This window comes from [Leptolyngbya] sp. PCC 7376, from assembly GCF_000316605.1.
Taxonomy (GTDB): domain Bacteria; phylum Cyanobacteriota; class Cyanobacteriia; order Cyanobacteriales; family MRBY01; genus MRBY01.
The window spans coordinates 4,697,591-4,717,106 of record NC_019683.1; the positions used below are offsets into that span (position 1 = coordinate 4,697,591).

Genomic DNA, 19,516 nt, shown 5'->3' on the forward strand with positions numbered 1-19,516 from the left:
CCGTTGTGTTGCTGAGCGCAAAGACAGGGTAGAGTGTTCTGGGTAGATTTGCGGGATTTTGGGTATGCAACAAGGTGATTTGATTGAACTGACGATTCATGACCTTAATACTCAAGGTGCTGGGGTGGGTCGTCATGGCCAGCAGGTTGTGTTTGTGCCGAATACTGTGCCGGGCGATCGCCTCGAAGTCCGGATTACTCGTCTCAAACGTCAGTATGCCATCGGTAAACTCCAACGCATTATTGAGTCATCAGGCGATCGCCGTCGCCCTCCCTGTATTGTTGCTGACAAATGTGGCGGCTGCCAATGGTTGCAGGTTAACGAGGCTCTTCAGCATGACATTAAAGCCAAAGAAGTTGCCCAAGCTTTACAGCGAATTGGTGGTTTCTCTGAACTGGAAATCGAACCAATTCTGTATGGTGAAGCAGGTTTAGGGTATCGCAATAAATCGACCTACCCATTTGGGCGATCTAGCACAGGTCAATTACAGGCGGGCTATTACCGCAAGGGTAGCCACCAGCTGGTTAATCTCAATCAATGTCCGATCCAAGATGAGCGGCTGAATCCTTTATTGCGAGACCTGAAAGAAGATATCGCAGCTCAAAGTTGGTCTATTTATAACGAGGCTAAACACCAGGGAAAATTGCGCCATCTTGCTTTTCGGATTGGTCACCACACAGGCGAAATATTATTGACGCTAATTTCGACAACCGCAGATCTGCCAAATCTTGAAGAACAAGCCGCTGCATGGCTAGAAGAATATCCTCAACTGGTTGGTGTTTGTCTGAATATTAATGACCGTAAAGGGAATTTGATTTGGGGTAAAAAAACGGTGGCGATCGCCGGGCGAGATTATCTCAATGAAACTTTTGCTGGACTGAATCTCCAACTCCGTCCCGAAACATTCTTTCAGGTGAATACTCTCGTTGCCGAACAGCTTTACCAACGGATGTTTGCAAAGCTACAGCTCCAAGGCGATGAGACAATTATTGATGCTTATTGTGGTGTTGGAACTTTTACCCTGCCCCTTGCCAAAAATGTAAAGCAGGTCATCGGTATCGAATCCCAAGCGACCTCCATCAAACAAGCAAAAGCTAATGCAACCATTAACGACATCACCAACGTTGAATTTTTGACAGGGATGGTCGAGGATGTTTTGCCAACATTGGATCAAGATGCAGATCTGATTTTGATTGATCCACCACGCAAGGGATGCGATCGCCGCGTGATCGAAACATTACGGCAATCTCGACCTAGACAAATCCTGTATATTAGCTGCAATCCCGCAACCTTAGCTAGAGATCTAAAAATCCTGTGTAGTGATGAAACCTATACCATTGAATGGATACAGCCCGCAGACTTTTTCCCTCAGACACCCCATGTCGAATGCGCAGTGCTCTTAAAAATGGTGTAAATCCTTTTTTTTGTATAATATAGTTCAGTAAGAGCCGTAACTAAACGTACGGTCTTCACGCCAAATAATGAGCTATCTGAGCACCTATGCACTTAGCATCACGAAGAAGCAATTCAACAGGATAACAACTGAACCAGGAAGACATAAATATTCAGAACGTTAGTCTGGCAAGGAGCATTAACTGTGATCGCGATTTCTATGCCCCCCCCAAAGTCCCATTGGAGCACCCTAAGTTTTGCCTCAACCTTATATCTCTATCCGGTTTTAGAAATCTTACTTGAACGTATTCCTGACGAATGGCAATACGATATTCGTCTGGGGCTACAGGAAGCTTTAGTGAATGCTGCGAAGCATGGCAATAAGCTTGACCCCACAAAGAAAGTTGTCGTTCATTTCTTTATGAATGCAGAGCAGTGTTCTTGGATCATTTCTGATCAAGGTGCTGGCTTTGATAAGCATGAACGCTGTTGCGATTTAGACGATCATTTACTTCCTCCTGAAGAGGAAGAATGTGGTCGCGGAGTCTGCTTACTATCTCATATTTTTGACCAAGTGCACTGGAACCATCAAGGGAACCAATTGCGTTTGAGCAAGTATTTTCACAAGACACCTTTAATGGCTGTTTCAATGGAAACAGTCGTTTAATGCTGAGTCATTAAGCATCACCAGAAATCTAATCTAATCAATCATTATTTGAGCAGGGCACGTCGCTTCTGCTCAAATTCGTATTCGGTGATCAAACCTTCAGTGCGGAGTTTTTCGAGTTCGCGGAGAGCTGAGGCGATCGCCTCAGTTTGTTTTGCTGTTTCGAAGGTTTTGTTGGATTTAGCTGCGGCAAGGCCAAATTTTTCTTGAAAAGTATCAAAATCTTGGAGTACGAACCAAACGGCTTCAATGGCACAGGCAATTTGAGGGATGGGGGTTGACCACAGCAGAAAGTAAACAACGCCCCATACAGGTTGACCAACATAAAATTTGTGGACGCCAGCGAGAGGCGTAACTGAACCGACTAGGGCGAGTCCAACGGCAATTTTACGGTCTTTAGGTTGGGATGTGAGTCTGGCGATCGCCTGTTTCATGGGTCTTGATGTGGAAAACCATACTTTGCGGCGTAAAACACCTGAATTAAAATTAATGGTATCAAATGTATTTAAATCACGATTTTTTAAATTCTCCTTCGTGTCTACCACACTCGTTATTTAATTTAGGGAAAGATAAGTAAAATGGGATTTTTTGACTCAGAGATCGTTCAACAAGAAGCTCAAAGTCTATTTACGGATTATCAAAACCTCGTGCAGCTGGGTAGCGAGTTCGGTAAGTTTGACCGCGAAGGGAAGAAGATGTATATCCAGCAGATGGAAGGGGTGATGGATCGCTACAAGATTTTTATGAAGCGGTTTGAACTTTCTGATGATTTTATGGCGCAGATGGCTGTGGAGCAGATGAAAACTCAGCTTGGCCAGTTTGGCATGACGCCTCAACAAATGTTTGATCAAATGAATATGACTCTTGAGCGCATGAAGGCTCAGATTCCTGACTAATGGTGGTCACTAAAACCATTGCCTTTGATTTTGATGGCGTGCTGTGTGATGGTCTGGCGGAATATTTTCATTCGTCGGCGATCGCCTGTGAAGAGGTTTTCCAAGTTCGCTTAGCCCAAGAGAGATTAGAGCAAATCCGTCCTGCCTTTTATGAGCTGCGTCCAGTTATCGAAACAGGTTGGGAAATGGTTGCACTTATTGGCATATTGTTGGAAGGTAGCGAAACACAGATTATTTGGCGAGATTGGCAGAAAACTCTTAGGACTGCTCTCAACAATTGGGGTCTCACTAAGAAGGCATTCATGGTGGCATTAGATGATGTGCGCGATCGCCAAATTACGACGGAGCTAGACAATTGGTTATCCTTCCATCGTTTTTATGATGGGATGTCTGCTTGCATAGCCCAATTACTTGCCGACCACAAGACCAAGGTTTATATCATTACGACGAAGGAAGCTCGTTTTGCTCATCAATTATTGAGACACCAGGATATCCATTTTCCGAGGGGAAATATTTTTGGCAAAGAGACAAAACAGCCAAAAACTCAAATTCTTAAACAGCTTTCAAATGGTGATTTATCTCCCTTTTGGTTTATCGAAGATCGTTTAAAAACCTTGGAGAAAGTACAACAAGATCCAGAGCTTAAATATTTGAAATTATTTCTCGCTACTTGGGGCTACAATCGACCGACTGACTGTGAGAATTTAGTGTCGAAAAATATTACAGCGGTAGATTTAGCGGCTTGGCCAATGGCAATTGCACAATTTTTAGCAGCTTAAACTGGTAAAGTCTGGGTAACATTTAACGCACTATTGAGCTGGTTTATTTGTGGCTGGTATGTCTTTCGACCCAAAAATCACAGAGGATGGCTCCTACACATACTTTTCAGAGGAATTTCAGGAGCATTATCATTCGTTTGCGGGTGCAAAGCGGGAGGCTGAGGAGAAGTTCCTGATTCCCTGTCGGATTGCAGTGCAGGCTCAAACAAAACCCAAATTACGTTTGCTCGATATTTGCTATGGACTAGGACATAATACGGCAGCTTCTCTGACGGAAATTTGGCGGGTAAATCCAGAGTGTGAGGTCGAAGTAATTGCTTTAGAAAATGACCCGGCGATCGCCTCTGCTGCTTGCCAAAATAATTTACTGAGTCCTTGGTCTCCAGTGGTAGCAGAACTTCTGGGAGAACTCAGCCAAGCGTTTTCGCTACAAACATCTCAGCTCAAAGCACAATTACTCATTGGGGATGCCCGCCAAACAATACAACAGGCGATCGCCCAAGGATTTAAAGCAGATGCCATTTTTCTGGATCCTTTTTCTCCACCGAAATGTCCCCAACTTTGGACTATTGAATTTTTTCAGCTCATTGCTCAGTGCTTAGACGATCAAGGCTATGTCGCGACCTATTCCTGTGCTGCGGCAATACGACAGGCTATGACTCTCGCTAACCTGAAATTTGGAGGGACTCCTGGTGTTGGACGGCGATCGCCAGGGACTTTGGCGCGCTTTATCACTAAAGAGCTGCAACCTGTCTCGCAGCAAGAAGCAGAGCATCTCCAAACTCGGGCAGCTATTCCCTATCGCGACCCAACATTAATGGGCGATCGCCAAACGATTTTAGAGCAACGAATCTTAGAGCAAAATCAGACTGACCTTGAATCCACGAGTCAATGGAAAAAACGTTGGCTAAAAAAATTGGCGACTGATACAAAAACGACGCTCCCTTAGGAAACGTCGTCAAAATTCTAATCAGCTTTTTGGGATGGTAAAAAATTATTCGCGATCAAGCCCGAAGTTTTGACCAACATAGAGAGAGCGGCTTTGTCCGCCTTGTCCCATCAGGATTTGTTGGTTTTGAACGGATAACAATTTCCAGTTGCTCGCGCCAATATTTTCGCCAACTCTAAATCTTTGGGTTACACCATTGATGTTGAATAAAGCTGCAGAGCGATCGCCGGATTCGAGAACGCCAACAAGAGTGTAAACCTCTTTTGCAGCAGCAGGTGGTGCGGGTAATGTGGGTACAACTGCTTGGATATCAGGAGTAACTGGGGGAACCGCTTCAGGAGCCGTAGGTGCTGGCGCTTGAATTTGAGGTGCGATCACCTGAGGTGCCGGAGTGATTGGTGCTGTCGCGTTGGGAAGAGGCTGCCGCGCATTAGCAGAAATCTCTGGTGGATAAACGGGAACATAAATCCGTTCAATCACTTGGGGACTTTGGGCGGAAGGTTGTTGATCCGTGGTGCTTGGTACTGCGCCTTGGGAAGGTTGTGCCGGATTTACCGGAATTGCTTGGGGTGATCGCTGGCGATCAATATTATCTAAAGCCCGTCTTACATAATCTGCAAAAATTGGCTCCGTAGCTGTCGCTGCGGTTGTTTCTGTGGCAACCTCAACAACGGGCGTGGGCTGAATCAAAAATTGCGGTACGCGCAGCCGATCATTAACAGCCATCCATAGGGCTACACCAATTAAAGATGCGCAAGAGCCCATAAACAAAAGTCTTTCGGAATAGTAACCCCAGCCCCGTTTAATAACGAATTCTTTATTCTCATCTGACTCTTCTGTAAAGGGAGTCCCCTCTAAATCAATCTGGGGAACAACAAGGGATTGCAGAGAGGTGTAATCACTTTGAGGAGCCGCTTGAATTTTCGCGCTTGTCTTTTTCCCACTCAGGAGATCATCAATGTCAGAAAAGACATCGTCCATGAGGCGATCTGCATCTTCTTCGGCAGACCATGAGGAAGCAGTGGGAGGATTAACGGAACTGACGCGGGACTCGTTCATATCACCAAAAAAGATCTGAAAGTGCTGTCATTTTAACTTGCTATAGATTAGCAAATTGTGAAATGGGGATTAGACATTATTTTTAATGCTTTATCGCCACGATACCAAGAGTTTACTGGCATTCTTTACAATCCTAATCTTGTTTTGTCAGAACGCAACCTAAATACTTGAGATTTTATGACGACTTTGGTTACTAGGTTGCATGATGTTGACGTTTAGATATTAGAAATTCTCAAGAAATGGCGCTATGGAGAACAGCAAAAATCAATTGATTTGGATAGTTTTTATTAAAAAAATCACATCTCCCTTTACACTGTTGATGTTTTGTAAATCAAGTTTTTAAAGGAATATAGTCCCATGGAGCATCGTGGCGTAACAGTTTGGTTCACAGGTCTTAGCGGTGCGGGCAAGACAACGATTAGTCAGCAGATCGCCAAGCGTCTTAAGAAAGCTGGCTGTAAGCTTGAAGTTTTAGATGGCGATATTGTCCGTACAAATCTCACTAAAGGTTTAGGGTTTAGCAAAGAAGACCGAGATGAAAATATTCGTCGTATTGGTTTTGTTTCACATCTTCTCACCCGTAATGGCGTGATTGTCCTTGTTTCTGCGATCTCTCCCTATCGCGAAATTCGCCAGGAAGTCCGTGAGCGAGTCGGCGATTTTGTCGAAGTATTTGCTAATGCTCCCTTGGCTGAATGCGAAAAGCGTGATGTTAAGGGTTTATATAAGCGTGCTCGTGCAGGAGAAATTAAAGGTTTTACTGGTATTGATGATCCTTATGAAGCTCCTGAAAGTCCTGAAGTTGAGTGTCGTACAGACCTCGAAGAGCTAAAAGAAAGTGTTGAAAAAGTTTTAGCTAAGCTCACTGAGTTAGGCTATCTTTCTGCTTAATTATCTTTTTCTCGAAAATCCCAAATAAAAGCTCAATTGGTAGCCTATTCAACAATCCTCCTAAGTTTGGGGGATTTTTTGTTGCAATTTACTTCAATCTATAAAAAAGTTTGGATTTGAAGTCTGGGACGATGTATGAGGGATATGAGATATGACTGAAGACTAACCACACTGGGGAAAGTGTATAAAAAGCCCATTTAGAAAAGTTTTGATGGTTTGGCGTTGCCAGTATATTTTGGACAACCTCTCTTTTTTTGGGAATGATGTATCAGATAATTTTATGAATGTAGGTCAAACACAAGTGGGTGATTCTGAGGCTTCTGAGCCATTACGGAGTGTCCATACTCAAAATTTTCGCGACATCTTAGTTGAGTGTGGGATTTCTCTTGTTATTTCGACCTATCAAGCAGACAAAGTCGTCGTTGTTCGAGCAGATCGGCAGGAACTTAATACGCATTTTCGAGTGTTTGAGCAGCCAATGGGGATTGCTGCGGATCATGAAAGGTTGGCACTCGGTACAGCTTTTGAGGTTTGGGAATTACGGAATGTTCCTGCGGTAGCGCAAAAACTCGATCCACCTCAGAAACATGATGCTTGTTATTTACCTCGCGATCGCCACATTACTGGGGATATTGATATTCATGAGATGGCGTACTGCAAAGATGAGTTGTGGTTTGTGAATACGCAGTTTTCTTGTCTCTGCACACTCGACCGAAAAAATAGTTTTGTACCCCGTTGGCGACCGCCATTTATTTCGGCCTATGATTTGGGCGATCGCTGCCACTTGAATGGCTTGGGTGTACGTGACCAAAAACCTCGTTACATTACAGCCCTCGGTGAAACAAATACCCCTCAGGGTTGGCGTGGTAATAAGCGTAGTGGCGGGATTTTAATGGACATCACAACGAATGAAACCTTGGCTCGTGGATTATCAATGCCTCATTCACCGCGCTGGTATCGCGATCGTCTCTGGGTTTTAGAGTCAGGTTATGGCAGTCTTTCCACGTTTAATTTCAAAACCGGCAAACTTGAAACGATTGTTCAGTTACCCGGTTTTACTCGTGGTTTGAGTTTTTGGGGGCCATTGGCGTTTGTGGGGCTGTCTCAAGTCCGCGAAACAGCTATTTTTAGTGGTTTACCCATTACTGAAAGTATGGATTCTCGTTACTGTGGTGTGTGGGTCGTGAATATTGAAACGGCACAGATCATTGCCTTTTTGAGATTTGAGGATGCAGTGCAAGAAATTTTTGCAGTATCTATTTTGTCAGGAGTTCGTTATCCAGAGTTAATCAATTGGGATAAAACGCTCCTCAGCTCGACGTTTATTTTGCCTGATGAGGCGATCGCCGAAGTTGATTTTTCAACACTCAGTACATTTTAAATTCAGTAGGGTGAGGAAAATATGTCATTAATTTACTCCACTAAGACTGATTTGAATTTTCTGTCGGACGATCGCCGAAGTGGATTTTTCAAATCTTAGTACGTTTTAGATTGAGTAGAGTGATGGAGACATGTCCATTAGCTTAAGAGGATTTCTGAAAAGTCTGGTTTCAGGCTAATTGCCTCAATAGCAGACGTATAGAAGCAATGTAAATCGAAGCTTCTGCACTCTCTGTTGAACACTCATAATCATGACTCCAACGCCTGCACCAATAGAACCAGTCAAATGTTCTTTCTATAGCAGTGGATGGATAGCTTTGGAATAAGGAGAGAAGTATATATCTAGATTAAAAATGCCAGTTGCTGATAGTGATGACCTACGTCGGAAAGCTCTTGCTGCGATAGCACTAGGTATCCTGAAAAAAGATGTCTGTGAAATGTTCAGTATTGGTCTTAATAGCCTTTATCTCTGGATACAACAGACTAGAGCAAACAGGAAGTTTTACAGAGCCAAAACAGGGTATCAGAAAGGCTATGGTCACAAAATCACAGACTGGGAAGCATTCAAAAGCTTTGTGCAACAGCATCCAGATAAAACCCCGACAGAAATGGCAGAGTTGTGGTCGGATGATGTGAGTCGTCGCACTATATCGAGGATGTTGAAGAAGATAGGTTTTACTCGCAAAAAAGGCCTATGGGTATCAGGAAAGGGATGAACAGAAGCGGGAAGCATTGAGGCAAGAACTAGCAAGATTAAAACCCGAACAAATCATCTACTGTGATGAGTCAGGAATGGATGAGAGAGACGGTCAGTATGACTATGGCTATGGCCCTGAAGAGGAAAGAGTTTATGACCTCAAGTCAGGAAGCCGTCGCGGAAGAGTTAAAAGGATTGCCGCATGGAGTCGAGGCAAACTGTTTGCACCTTTTATTGTGGAAGACTCTTGTAACCCCCATGTGTTTGAGGTGTGGTTAGAGAACTGTTTGCTACCGGAATTAAAGCCCAATCAGATATTGATTTTGGATAATGCCACTTTCCATAAGGGAGGAAGGGTTGCAGAAATCCTGGCAAAGGCGAAATGTGAGGTGTGGTATCTGCCTCCCTATTCACCAAGACTTAAACAAGATTGCACAATGCTGATCTTGGCTAAAAAGTCGTATTTGGAAGCAACTCAGACATAGTCCATCCCTCAGAGATGCCATGGATATGACTCTGTGTACAGCAACTTCTTAACGTGAGTTCTGGATAAGGAAAGAAAAGGAGAAAGCCCATATCGTGGAAGTTGTAACGAATCCACGGCTTTCTCCCATGTCCAGTCTAGAGGCTCTGTTTTGCCATGTTGATGATTTCTGCCAAGTCTTTGAACCCTTATGGCATCAAGCGTTACTCAGCTCTGGCAAAAAATACCGTCGCCGTCAGAGAAGCCTCAGTCTGAGTGAGGTGATGACTATTCTCATTGCTTTCCATCAATCTCACTATCGAAATTTCAAGCATTTCTATCTCATCAAGGTGAAATGCGATTGGCAATAAGAGTTTCCTCTAGCTGTGAGCTATCAACGCTTTGTGACATGGATACCTTCGAGCTTGATTCCTCTCTGTACATATCTGCGCCGATAAAGGCTATGTCTCACAATCTTTAGCCCAGCATCTTCAAGAGGAACATGAGGTGACCCTAATGGCTAAACCTCGTCGAAATATGAAGCATCATTTGATGGTTTATCAAGATAAACTTTTTGCTCGTAAGCGGGCTTTGATTGAGACAGTTATTGACCAACTGAAGAACATCTCACAGATTGAACATTCCCGACATCGCAGTCCCACAAACTTTTGTGTGAACTTGCTGTGTGGGCTGATTACTTACTGCCATCAACCCAAAAAACCTTCTTTACAGCTTGATTAGAGCTATCATCCCTTATCCAGAACTCACGTTTCTTAACTCTTTTGGCCACTGCTATAGCAGCCCAACAATAAAAAATCCTGCCCGATTGGATAGGATTTTCATTCAGATAAATTTCATAAATTATTCAGTCGGCGGCTCAACCCAACGATCATCAGATTTAATGAGGTTAATGAGTTCCTCCACCCCTTGATCTTCAGGCACCTTACGAATCTCTTCGCGTCCACGATATAGAGAAATATAGCCTGGGGTCTTACCCACATAACCATAGTCCGCATCTGCCATTTCACCAGGGCCATTTACGATACAGCCCATCACTGCAATATCTAAACCAGTTAGGTGATTTGTTGCCTCACGAACTTTGTGAAGCACTTCCTCAAGATTGAATAATGTGCGGCCACAGGAAGGACAGGCTACATACTCCACCATTGTCTTACGAAGGCCGAGCGCTTGCAAAATGCTATAGCAAACTGGAATTTCCTTTTCAGGAGCTTCTGTCAGAGAAACACGAATGGTATCGCCAATGCCTTCTGCCAGAAGCGTACCGATACCAGCGGTAGATTTAATACGACCATATTCGCCATCACCGGCTTCTGTTACGCCAAGGTGTAGGGGATAGTCCATTCCCAACTCGTCCATGCGGCGAGCCATCAAACGATAAGCTGCCAACATGACGGGAACACGGGAAGCTTTCATTGAAATGATCAGGTTATGGAAATCGAGATCTTGGCAAATATGGATAAATTCTAGAGCGGACTCCACCATGCCTTCGGGAGTGTCACCATAAGTAAATAGCATCCGCTCCGCAAGGGAACCATGGTTTACACCGATACGCATGGCTTTACCTTGGTCGCGCAGAGAAATCACCAATGGCTCTAAGGTTTCACGGATTTTTTCGCCGATCGCCTTAAATTCATCATCAGAGTATTCTATGCGCTCATCACTCGAATTCTCAAAGACATATAAACCCGGATTAATGCGAACTTTATCTACATGCTTAGCCACTTCAAGGGCAATTTTCATACCGTTGTGGTGAACATCAGCAACGAGGGGAACTGTTTGATAAGTAGCTGCCAGTTTTTCTTTGATTTTGGCGAGGGATTTCGCATGGGCCATACTCGGCACAGTAACGCGGACAATTTCACACCCGATTTCGTGGAGACGACGAATGCCTGCGACGGAACCTTCGATATCTAGAGTGTCTTCATTAATCATGGACTGGACAACAACGGGAAAATCACTCCCAATGGTCACAGACCCAATTTTAACGGGGCGGGTTTTTCGACGGTGGATCGTTGTATCCACGAGATCTGCCGCATTTGTGCTCTGACGTTCTAGGGTTTGCATAGATAAAAAAGTTGGTAAAACGCTAATTCAAAAATGAGACAAAAAAAGTATTTCTCAGGACGAAAAATACGGGTTATCACGCAATTTACGATAAGTGTTGCATAAAGCGATCATAGTCGAAATGCTTTTGGAATAACTCCTGGGCCACTTCTACTTTGATGGGTTCTTGCAAGCGTACATGGTCAAAGGCTTGGTCAATAATCTCAACGGTAGTGAGGGTATCGTAATCAACCGAAAGGATTGGTATTTCTAAATCTTCGGCGCGGTTAAGGATAATTTCTTGGGGTGCAACATGTCCAGTCAAAATCAGGCATTGGGTCGATGTTTCGAGGGCTGCCAATTGTAGATCGGTGCGATCGCCGCCCGTTACCACTGCCATATTTTGACGTTGGCGGAAATACTTGAGTGCGGAGTTCACATTCATTGCACCGATGGTGAGGCTTTCCACCATCAGATCAAGGCGATCACCACGGCAGAGGACATCTGCATTCAATCGACTCACCAACTCACGCACATTGACGCTGCGTAGAATCCGGTCGGCAGGGAGCATTCCAAAAACATCGATACCTCGTTTTTCGAGGAAAGGTTTAACTTGCTGTTCGGCAGTGCCAATCATATCAGGTGGAATTTTATTAATAACCACACCCATAAGGCGATCGCCTAAAAACTGCTGTATCGTCAGCAAACTATCAACGAGGAGTTTGTCGTGGAAGGGAATAACAAGTAAAATTTTAGCGTCAAGCGTATCTGCAATTTTGCCAGCCGAAAGGTTGAAAATACTGCCTTCCCAAAGGCTATTCGGCGCTTCGACAAACATGATATCGCTCTCAATATCCTGCAAATCTTCCTTCAGCTTCTGAGGGTAATTAATATCATCTTCGCCACTAAGTCGCTTCGCTAATGTCTCTGGATCGAGAAATAAAACAGGTGATCGCACTTCCGCTTCAGTGAGATTGAGAGACTCCACAAAAAACCGCAGATCATCCTCGATTCTGGCAAAAGAACCACCCTGTTCATCATGCCAAACCGTTCCGATAGGCTTGCTGTAGGCAACCGAAAGATTTTGCTGCTTAAGTCGTTGCACCAGACCGAGAAGGACGGCCGATTTACCGCTGTAAGGTTCGGTAGAAGCAACAATGACTTTCTGGGTTTGTTGGGTCACACCCATTACTCCTCTAGAAGCTTAAATTTTATTTATCAACTCATCAACAATAACGGAATTCTGACGAGGATCAAAGCTTCAGATTATTCTTTTGCTAATCCCAGAAGTTGACGATAAAAGCCTTTCGGAAAATCGATGCTCCGTGTCCGCCGGAAATTCGCGAGGAGATCAATAAGGTAGTCTACAAATTCGTTGTTCGGCAGAGTAACGCTATAGCTCAGCTCTGCTTGAGAATCGAACTGGAGTCGGCAATTTGTCATCTCAGAGGGCAACTTCGACACATACCAACTGGCAACGAAAGGAATACTATCGCCACCCTCGATTGTGCGCTCCCCTTCGATGGAACCCATTTGGTATAGACCGATGGCATGGGGCAAGGATTTTTGCTTGCTTTTGGGGTAGTAAGGGAAGTAAATCATTACTTCACCTTTGCTGGCTGGTTTAATGCTTTCTAGGGCAGACATAATCTACAGTGGAATGAAATTGCCTATCAGTCGCATTGTATCTTCAAACTCCAGAGTTCTCTCTGATATTTTTATGAGGATATCTTTAAGCACGACTCGATATCTTCTAAGGTTCCCCTGTGACTGTCATGGTTCAACTTTTGGCGATTCCTTTAGGCGATCGCCGAAAAATATTTAGTTCATGTTTGTTCATGAATTTGCCTAAAATACGCCTAAATCAGCTTGTAATGCTGTTTCCTTTGACTCGCTATGGAATGCTCTCATCTGCTCAGTGTTGCCCCAATGATGGATCGCACCGATCGTCATTTCCGGTATCTCATGCGCCAAATTACGCGACGGACTTTACTGCACACTGAAATGGTGACCACTGGTGCAATTATTCATGGCGATCGCCCAAAGCTTTTAGATTTTGACCCAGAAGAACATCCTATTTCGCTCCAATTAGGAGGAGATAATCCTGCTGATTTGGCGACCTGTGCAAAAGTGGGAGAAGACTGGGGTTATGACGAAATCAATCTCAATGTTGGTTGTCCCAGTCCCAGGGTGCAGCAAGGAAATTTTGGCGCTTGCTTAATGACTCAGCCTGAGGTTGTGGCTAACTGTATCGCAGCGATGCAAAATGCGGTGAATATTCCTGTGACGGTCAAACATCGTATTGGCGTTGATGAGCAGGATAGTTATGAGGATCTCTGTCGCTTTGTAGAGATTGTGTCCCAAACGGGTTGTGATCGCTTTTCAGTACATGCGCGAAAGGCTTGGCTACAAGGATTGAGCCCGAAAGAAAATCGCACTGTTCCTCCTTTGCGCTACGAGGATGTTTATCGTCTAAAGCAAGAATTTCCAAATCTATGGATTGAAATTAATGGTGGCATTACTGAATTAGCGCAGATTAAAAACCATCTCGAACAGGTTAATGCGGTGATGATTGGACGGGCTGCCTATGATAATCCTTATCTATTTGCCACGGTAGATCGCGATATTTATGGTGAAGCGACAGAGCCAAAAACTCGTCATGAAATTGTGGAGTCAATGTTGCCTTATATCGAGCGTAGCCATGCTAATGGGGTGAAACTGCACAGTATTAGTCGCCATATGTTGTCGATATTTCTTGGTAAACCCGGCACTAAGGCTTGGAAACGCTACATCACGGAAGAAGGGCGTGGCTTTGAAGTGAGTCGTGAGGTAATTGAACAAGCCCTAGCTCTCGTTCCCCAATATTTCTAACGGCAAGCTGTTAATGTGATTTCTCCGCTGGGCGATCGCCGCCATTCTGTCGCTTGGGGAAGAGGTTCTTTGCGCCAATCGCTCCAAACAGAATCATCTATCGCACCATGAAATGGCGTTGGTGGTAATCCACCTCGTCCAGCAGCAATAAATCTATTTTTGTCAAGTGTATCGCAAGCTGTTGAGATTTGATCAGAAGCATCCAGCAGCTCACTTTGTAATGCTTCAAGGCTCTGCACTTCGTCAACTTCCAAATCACTAATATTGACAGTGCCGCTCAGCCCAAATTGAGAAGATGCAGAAATTGTGACGAAATCGGGGTTAAAAATGCCCTTGGTGACAATCTCAACATTGCCGCCATTCCCAGTAAAAGCATTGGCCGTAATGCGATTAGAACCTTTAGGTAAAGCGAGGAGAAAAGGTGTGCGTAGTTGAATATTTCCGCCATTTCCTGCTGTGCCTTGCTGTCCCGCCGTTGTAGAAATTTCGCTGTTGCCACCCAACAATAAATATTCACTCAAATCAAACCTAAGATTACCGCCTTCCCCAGATGTGCTCGTCGCGGCGATCGCCCCATCCCGAATCTCAAGACTTCGCCCCGTCAGCGAGAAAGTCCCAGCATTAGCCTGACCTGTCGCGCTCACTGAGATTGCACCACCGTCTTGAATTCTAGTGGTCTCAGTATTCAGCAGAATATTGCCAGCAGGCTGATCGGAAGAACTACTCGAAGTAATGCGAGCATTACCAGCAATGTCTAAATTTTGTGTGTCAATCCTCAACCCACCAGCCTTCCCAAACCCATCCGTCCTTGTCGTCACTTCAGCCTGACTTTGAACCGTCACATTCGGTGCTTGTATACGTAAACCAAGGGACTTTCCGGTCGCATTTGTACCAACACGACTCGCGACTAATGTTCTCGCACCATCAATGACGATCTCGTCTGTTGCCAAGATATTGATTAAGCCGGAATCCCCTACCCCAAAAGTACTTGCCGAGATCTCGCTACCTTGCTGAACCATTAAAGTGTCTGCTTCAATCGAAATATTTCCCGTTTGACCAGAAGAGGATGGATCCACGTCACTTTTAACTTGGCTCCCACGAATATCAACAGTTCCCAATCCCACTAAACGAATATCTCCAGCAGCACTATTAACCGTATTATTTTCAACCTCACTTTCGATTTGACTGCTAACAACCTGAATATTTTGAGCCGCAAAAATATTGATATTTCCAGCCGTAACATTCATTGTATTTTTAGCAGTTTTACTATCAACTAATGATGAAGTAATTGCAATATCTCCATTCGCAATAAGATCAATATCTCCAGACTGCCCACTCTGCACAATCGTTGAAATTTGACCTTGATTTACATCAATGTTATTGCGGCTATCTAAAATGATTCTGGCGCTATTTCCTATAACTGGATTTGAGATGATTTTTTGTACATTAATATCGCCAATTAGATTATTAGATTGATATTGATTCGAGAGATAAATCAAACCATCATTGGCAGTGACTTCTATATTTTTGACATTAATATCAGCGCGATCGCCTGAAGTTTCCGACAAAGTAGGGAACGAACCTCCAAGCTCTGGGCTAAAGCTAAAATCTGTTGTACCTGCTCGTAAATCAATTGTAGGAGAAGATTTTCCACGAATTTGGAGAGGACGACCATCGGATAACATCACATCTTGATCAATACCAGCAATGCCGTCAGCACCATTCACAATAATTGAATTGGCAGTAATCGAACCACCAGCCAAAATATGTAATGAGGCTCCAGTATATTGGTCGAAAGAGACATTTCCTTGGACGGTTAATATCGGATCGTTGGGACTCAATAAACTATCGGCAAAAAGACTTCCCTCAGCATAAAATTTTGTATCTGCAATAATTGGATTTTCTGAGATTAATTCAATATTTTCTTTTGCAAAAAAATAGCTATCTGAATGATTTAATGTTGAAATCTGAATTTGTGGTGATTCAAATATTATATTCCTCTGTGAAATGAGCTGCAGCGGTTTGTCTAAAGTATCTAGAATGTTTAAGGAGTTACTTGCAATTAATTGAATATCTCCACCAGTTGCCAAGGAATTGAGTAATTCAATATTGGCTGCAACAAAAAACAAATCTTGGCCAATAGTTAAATTGCCTTGATTGACGATTTTCGGAGAAAAATAAGCATTCGGCTGAATACTTAGCAAGTCTGCATAGCCTGTTTTCTCAAGGAATAGGCGTTGAGATGTGAGCAAAGCTTCAGGATTAGTCGTAACGATGAATGACCCTGCAATATCGAGCTGTGCAGATTCAGTAAAAACTACTCCATTTGGGTTGATCAACCACAAATTAGCATTGCCAATTACTCCAAGTTTTCCGGCGATCGCCGAGCTTTGATTACCAGTAATTTGCGTGATGATTTGTTCGATTAATGGCGATGGCGAAAAATAAATAGCTTCGTCTTGATCGATATTAAATTCTGGAAATTGATGCAGGATTGTACGTTCTAGCTGCAATCCTCCTTGAATAATGCGCACAGTTTGCCCTTGGACTTCAGCTGTCGAGATAATGCTTTGAGCAAAACTTATTTTTGGGCATGTCATCAGGTCGCAGGCGATCGCCAAACTGAAAAGAGCTGTATGGTATTTAACGAATTTCATCTCAAATAATTGAGCTAATGCCGATGCGCCCAAAGATTATAGTGCTGGACGATGACCCCACTGGTTCTCAAACAGTTCATAGCTGTTCATTACTCTTACGTTGGGATGTGGCAATACTCAGGGAGGCATTGCAAGATCCCGCACCTATTTTCTTCATTTTGGCAAATACTCGCGCGATGAATGAAAGTGAGGCGATCGCCACAACAAAAGAGATTTGCCGAAATCTAAAGGCTGCTCTTGCCGCAGAAAATATCACGGATTATTGGCTGGTCAGTCGTTCTGATTCGACATTACGGGGACATTTTCCAGCAGAAACAGAGGCGATCGCCAGTATTTTTGGCGAGTTTGATGCCTGTTTCCATGCGCCAGCTTTTTTTGAAGGAGGACGCATCACTCGCGACGGAACCCACTACATCGCCACCGCCGACAGTTTAACGCCAGTACACGAAACAGAATTCGCGAAAGATCGGGTATTTGGTTTTAAAGATAGCTTTTTGCCCAACTACATAGCAGAGAAAACAAACGGGGCGATCGCCGCCAAAGATGTTGATATTCTCGAACCTCAACAATCCTCAAAAAATGTAGACGATTATCTATTAGGACTATCCAACAACAAACAAGTCGTTTTGTCAGCCACGACCCAGCAAGATTTTGATCAATTAGTTAACCCTTTACAGGCAGCAACAAACAAAGGCAAGAAATTTCTCTTCCGTAGTGCGGCCAGCTTACTCACTTCCCTTGCAAATGTTGGCAAGCAACCTGTTCCAGCAGAGAAGATGGCTACTTATCGTCAATCAAAAAAAAATGGAATCATTTTCGTTGGTTCCTATGTTCAAAAGACAACAGATCAACTCACTGAACTTTTGCAGCTAGATGATGTACGAGGGATTGAAATTGATATCTATGCTTGCCAGAATGCAGATCAGCGCAAAAAACTAGTCACGGCGATCACCACACAACTAGAAACTCTCTTTGCAAAAAATATCACTCCAGTTTTATTCACCCAGCGAACATTTCAAACTCAAAAGACCGCATCAGAACAAATGATCTTTGGTCAAAATATCAATCAATGTTTTCAGGAGATTTTATTACTATTACCTCCAGATCTTGGCTTCATTATTAGTAAAGGTGGTAACACCACTAATCAACTTTTGAGCCGTGGCTTAGCCCTTAAAACTGTTCAGCTCCTAGGGCAAATTTTGCCTGGTTGTTGTCTCGTAAAAACATCCGATTCCCACCCAAAATTCAGCAATTTACCTATTGTGCTTTTCCCCGGGAATGTGGGCGATCGCCAGGGGCTCATAACAACCTATAAACGTTTACATAAACTTTAACGAAGTATATGACTGAGACAGCTTAAAAAAACTCAGTAAGGCACCATGAGAAGTTAATATATCTTTAAGCATAGATAAAAAATAAATAGGGTCAATCTACGTTATCTATCAAGAGATCATTCATCTTAGGTCCGACCCTCTCCTCCCCCCTAAGCACCGCATCTCCAGACCCATGAACGCACCTGCAGCCCGTGAGGAAAAGGCCAAGATTCTAATCGTTGATGACAGCATCACGAATCTTAAGTTGCTCGCGGCGATTTTGGCTCAGCACAATTACGCTATGACAGTGGTAAAAAAGGCAATTGATGCGCTGAAATATTTAGAAAAAAATTCGATTGATCTGATCCTGCTAGAACTCAGCATGTTGGGCTCAAGTGCCTATCAACTCTGCACTATCCTAAAATCTCGTATCAGAACAAAACATATTCCCATCATTTTCCTAGGTGGTACAGCCCAAAGCGTCGATAAACTTAAAGCGTTTTCAGTGGGGGCATCAGATTTTATTACAGCTCCTAATCAAAGCATTGAAATTCTCGCCCGTGTTGAGCTTCATTTAAATCTATCCCGTCAACGAAAAAAGTTACTCACAAAAAATAAAATCCTTGAAGTCAAGATTAAACAGCATCGTCGCATGGAGGCGTTGTTGTTACAGCAAACGACAAAGCTCCGCAAAGAGATCCAACAGCAAAAAGATATGGGGGAACTGCTCCGTCTCCGAAATATTCGTCTCAAACGCCAAGCGAATACGGACCCCCTTACCCATGTCGCGAATCGAAGATATTTTGATAGATATTTATCGCGAGAATTTAAGCACTGTATGCGTGAACATCATCCTCTGTCATTGGTGCTGTGCGATATCGATTATTTCAAGTTCTATAACGACCACTATGGCCATCAACAGGGGGATGACTGCTTACATGCCGTCGCCCAGATTTTAGCGAGCGTGGCGAACCTGCCGAATGATTTAGTAGCCCGTTATGGTGGGGAAGAGTTTGCATTAATTTTGCCGGACACTGATCAAGAGGCGGCGATCGCCGTGGTGGAATGTATCCAACGCATCCTTGATAAAAAACATCTCCAACATAATGCTTCAGAAGTGGCAGATCGAATTACATTGAGCTTTGGTGGTGTGACACTATTACCGAATCAGACTTGTAATATCGCAATGCTCATTAAACAGGCGGATGATGCCTTATACAAAGCAAAAAATAATGGGCGATCGCGACATCATTGGCACAAAAGTCGTTTCGAATCTCTCCTCACAGCTGCCCCAAAAACTTTAACGTCCCATCCTGTACCAACAAAAATCAATTCTTCTCCCAAATCTCCTCACCCAGTAAACTTATCTGAGCACGCCAGAAAACAAGTCAATTTGTAGCTCAAAGTATTTTCTTTCTAAGGAAATTCATCTCAAACA

The 19,516-nt window shown here is 43.7% G+C and carries 16 protein-coding genes and 2 pseudogenes; 12 read left to right on the plus strand and 6 right to left on the minus strand.

Going from position 1 to position 19,516, the window contains the following annotated elements:
* Window positions 1–64: 64 nt before the first annotated feature.
* The gene (gene rlmD, locus LEPTO7376_RS21075) at window positions 65–1,414 is read left to right on the plus strand and encodes a 23S rRNA (uracil(1939)-C(5))-methyltransferase RlmD (protein ID WP_015136049.1); all 1,350 of its coding nucleotides are present in this window, start codon (window positions 65–67) and stop codon (window positions 1,412–1,414) included.
* 183 nt (window positions 1,415–1,597) lie between these two features.
* On the plus strand, window positions 1,598–2,059 hold the full coding sequence (locus LEPTO7376_RS21080; RefSeq protein WP_015136050.1) for an anti-sigma regulatory factor: 462 nt from the start codon (window positions 1,598–1,600) through the stop codon (window positions 2,057–2,059).
* 44 nt (window positions 2,060–2,103) lie between these two features.
* Here the strand turns inward: LEPTO7376_RS21080 and LEPTO7376_RS21085 are convergent, their stop codons facing one another.
* On the minus strand, window positions 2,104–2,493 hold the full coding sequence (locus LEPTO7376_RS21085; protein ID WP_015136051.1) for an NINE protein: 390 nt from the start codon (window positions 2,491–2,493) through the stop codon (window positions 2,104–2,106).
* A 144-nt stretch (window positions 2,494–2,637) separates the two neighbouring features.
* Between LEPTO7376_RS21085 and LEPTO7376_RS21090 the strand changes: the two genes are divergently transcribed.
* The 3 genes from LEPTO7376_RS21090 to LEPTO7376_RS21100 are packed head-to-tail and all read left to right on the plus strand — an operon-like array spanning window position 2,638 to window position 4,683.
* Window positions 2,638–2,955 carry a DUF1825 family protein gene (locus tag LEPTO7376_RS21090; protein WP_015136052.1) on the plus strand — a complete coding sequence of 106 codons (318 nt, stop codon included), beginning with the start codon at window positions 2,638–2,640 and terminating at the stop codon, window positions 2,953–2,955.
* Complete coding sequence (locus LEPTO7376_RS21095) at window positions 2,955–3,734, plus strand: HAD family hydrolase (protein WP_015136053.1); 780 nt, start codon at window positions 2,955–2,957, stop codon at window positions 3,732–3,734. Before LEPTO7376_RS21090 ends, LEPTO7376_RS21095 begins: the two co-directional genes overlap by 1 nt.
* Window positions 3,735–3,792: 58 nt before the next feature.
* Window positions 3,793–4,683: a tRNA (5-methylaminomethyl-2-thiouridine)(34)-methyltransferase MnmD gene (locus LEPTO7376_RS21100; RefSeq protein ID WP_015136054.1), complete on the plus strand. Its 891-nt coding sequence runs from the start codon at window positions 3,793–3,795 to the stop codon at window positions 4,681–4,683.
* A gap of 45 nt (window positions 4,684–4,728) precedes the next feature.
* Here the strand turns inward: LEPTO7376_RS21100 and LEPTO7376_RS24015 are convergent, their stop codons facing one another.
* Window positions 4,729–5,742, minus strand: coding sequence for a hypothetical protein (locus LEPTO7376_RS24015; RefSeq protein ID WP_015136055.1), 1,014 nt, complete (start codon window positions 5,740–5,742; stop codon window positions 4,729–4,731).
* Between the two features lie 357 nt (window positions 5,743–6,099).
* On the opposite strand from LEPTO7376_RS24015, the gene cysC reads away from it, so the two are divergent.
* From cysC to LEPTO7376_RS25325, 4 genes and pseudogenes are all read left to right on the plus strand, one after another.
* A complete protein-coding gene (cysC, locus tag LEPTO7376_RS21110; protein WP_015136056.1) occupies window positions 6,100–6,633 on the plus strand; it encodes an adenylyl-sulfate kinase in 534 nt (177 codons plus the stop codon).
* A gap of 280 nt (window positions 6,634–6,913) precedes the next feature.
* Complete coding sequence (locus LEPTO7376_RS21115) at window positions 6,914–8,014, plus strand: TIGR03032 family protein (protein ID WP_160148540.1); 1,101 nt, start codon at window positions 6,914–6,916, stop codon at window positions 8,012–8,014.
* A gap of 352 nt (window positions 8,015–8,366) precedes the next feature.
* Window positions 8,367–9,247 (plus strand): annotated as a pseudogene (locus tag LEPTO7376_RS26070) (IS630 family transposase).
* A gap of 75 nt (window positions 9,248–9,322) precedes the next feature.
* Window positions 9,323–9,914 (plus strand): annotated as a pseudogene (locus LEPTO7376_RS25325) (transposase).
* Window positions 9,915–10,034: 120 nt separating this feature from the next.
* On the opposite strand, the gene ispG reads toward LEPTO7376_RS25325, so the two are convergent.
* The 3 genes from ispG to ebsA form a co-directional block, all read right to left on the minus strand.
* The gene (gene ispG / locus LEPTO7376_RS21140) at window positions 10,035–11,258 is read right to left on the minus strand and encodes a (E)-4-hydroxy-3-methylbut-2-enyl-diphosphate synthase (RefSeq protein WP_015136058.1); all 1,224 of its coding nucleotides are present in this window, start codon (window positions 11,256–11,258) and stop codon (window positions 10,035–10,037) included.
* An 85-nt stretch (window positions 11,259–11,343) separates the two neighbouring features.
* Window positions 11,344–12,426, minus strand: coding sequence for a phosphotransacetylase family protein (locus LEPTO7376_RS21145; RefSeq protein ID WP_015136059.1), 1,083 nt, complete (start codon window positions 12,424–12,426; stop codon window positions 11,344–11,346).
* Between the two features lie 77 nt (window positions 12,427–12,503).
* Complete coding sequence (gene ebsA / locus LEPTO7376_RS21150; protein ID WP_015136060.1) at window positions 12,504–12,884, minus strand: type IV pilus biogenesis protein EbsA; 381 nt, start codon at window positions 12,882–12,884, stop codon at window positions 12,504–12,506.
* Between the two features lie 249 nt (window positions 12,885–13,133).
* On the opposite strand from ebsA, the gene dusA reads away from it, so the two are divergent.
* Window positions 13,134–14,108 carry a tRNA dihydrouridine(20/20a) synthase DusA gene (dusA, locus tag LEPTO7376_RS21155; protein WP_015136061.1) on the plus strand — a complete coding sequence of 325 codons (975 nt, stop codon included), beginning with the start codon at window positions 13,134–13,136 and terminating at the stop codon, window positions 14,106–14,108.
* Here the strand turns inward: dusA and LEPTO7376_RS21160 are convergent.
* Window positions 14,105–16,765, minus strand: a complete 2,661-nt coding sequence (locus LEPTO7376_RS21160; protein ID WP_160148541.1) for a filamentous hemagglutinin N-terminal domain-containing protein — start codon at window positions 16,763–16,765, stop codon at window positions 14,105–14,107. The two genes, dusA and LEPTO7376_RS21160, sit on opposite strands and share 4 nt — an antisense overlap.
* A 23-nt stretch (window positions 16,766–16,788) precedes the next feature.
* Here LEPTO7376_RS21160 and LEPTO7376_RS21165 point away from each other — a divergent pair, with 23 nt between their 5' ends.
* Both LEPTO7376_RS21165 and LEPTO7376_RS21170 read left to right on the plus strand, forming a co-directional pair.
* Window positions 16,789–18,099 carry a four-carbon acid sugar kinase family protein gene (locus LEPTO7376_RS21165; RefSeq protein WP_015136063.1) on the plus strand — a complete coding sequence of 437 codons (1,311 nt, stop codon included), beginning with the start codon at window positions 16,789–16,791 and terminating at the stop codon, window positions 18,097–18,099.
* 172 nt (window positions 18,100–18,271) lie between these two features.
* Entirely contained in the window at window positions 18,272–19,477 is a 1,206-nt protein-coding gene (locus LEPTO7376_RS21170) for a diguanylate cyclase domain-containing protein (protein ID WP_015136064.1), read from the plus strand.
* Window positions 19,478–19,516: the final 39 nt, after the last annotated feature.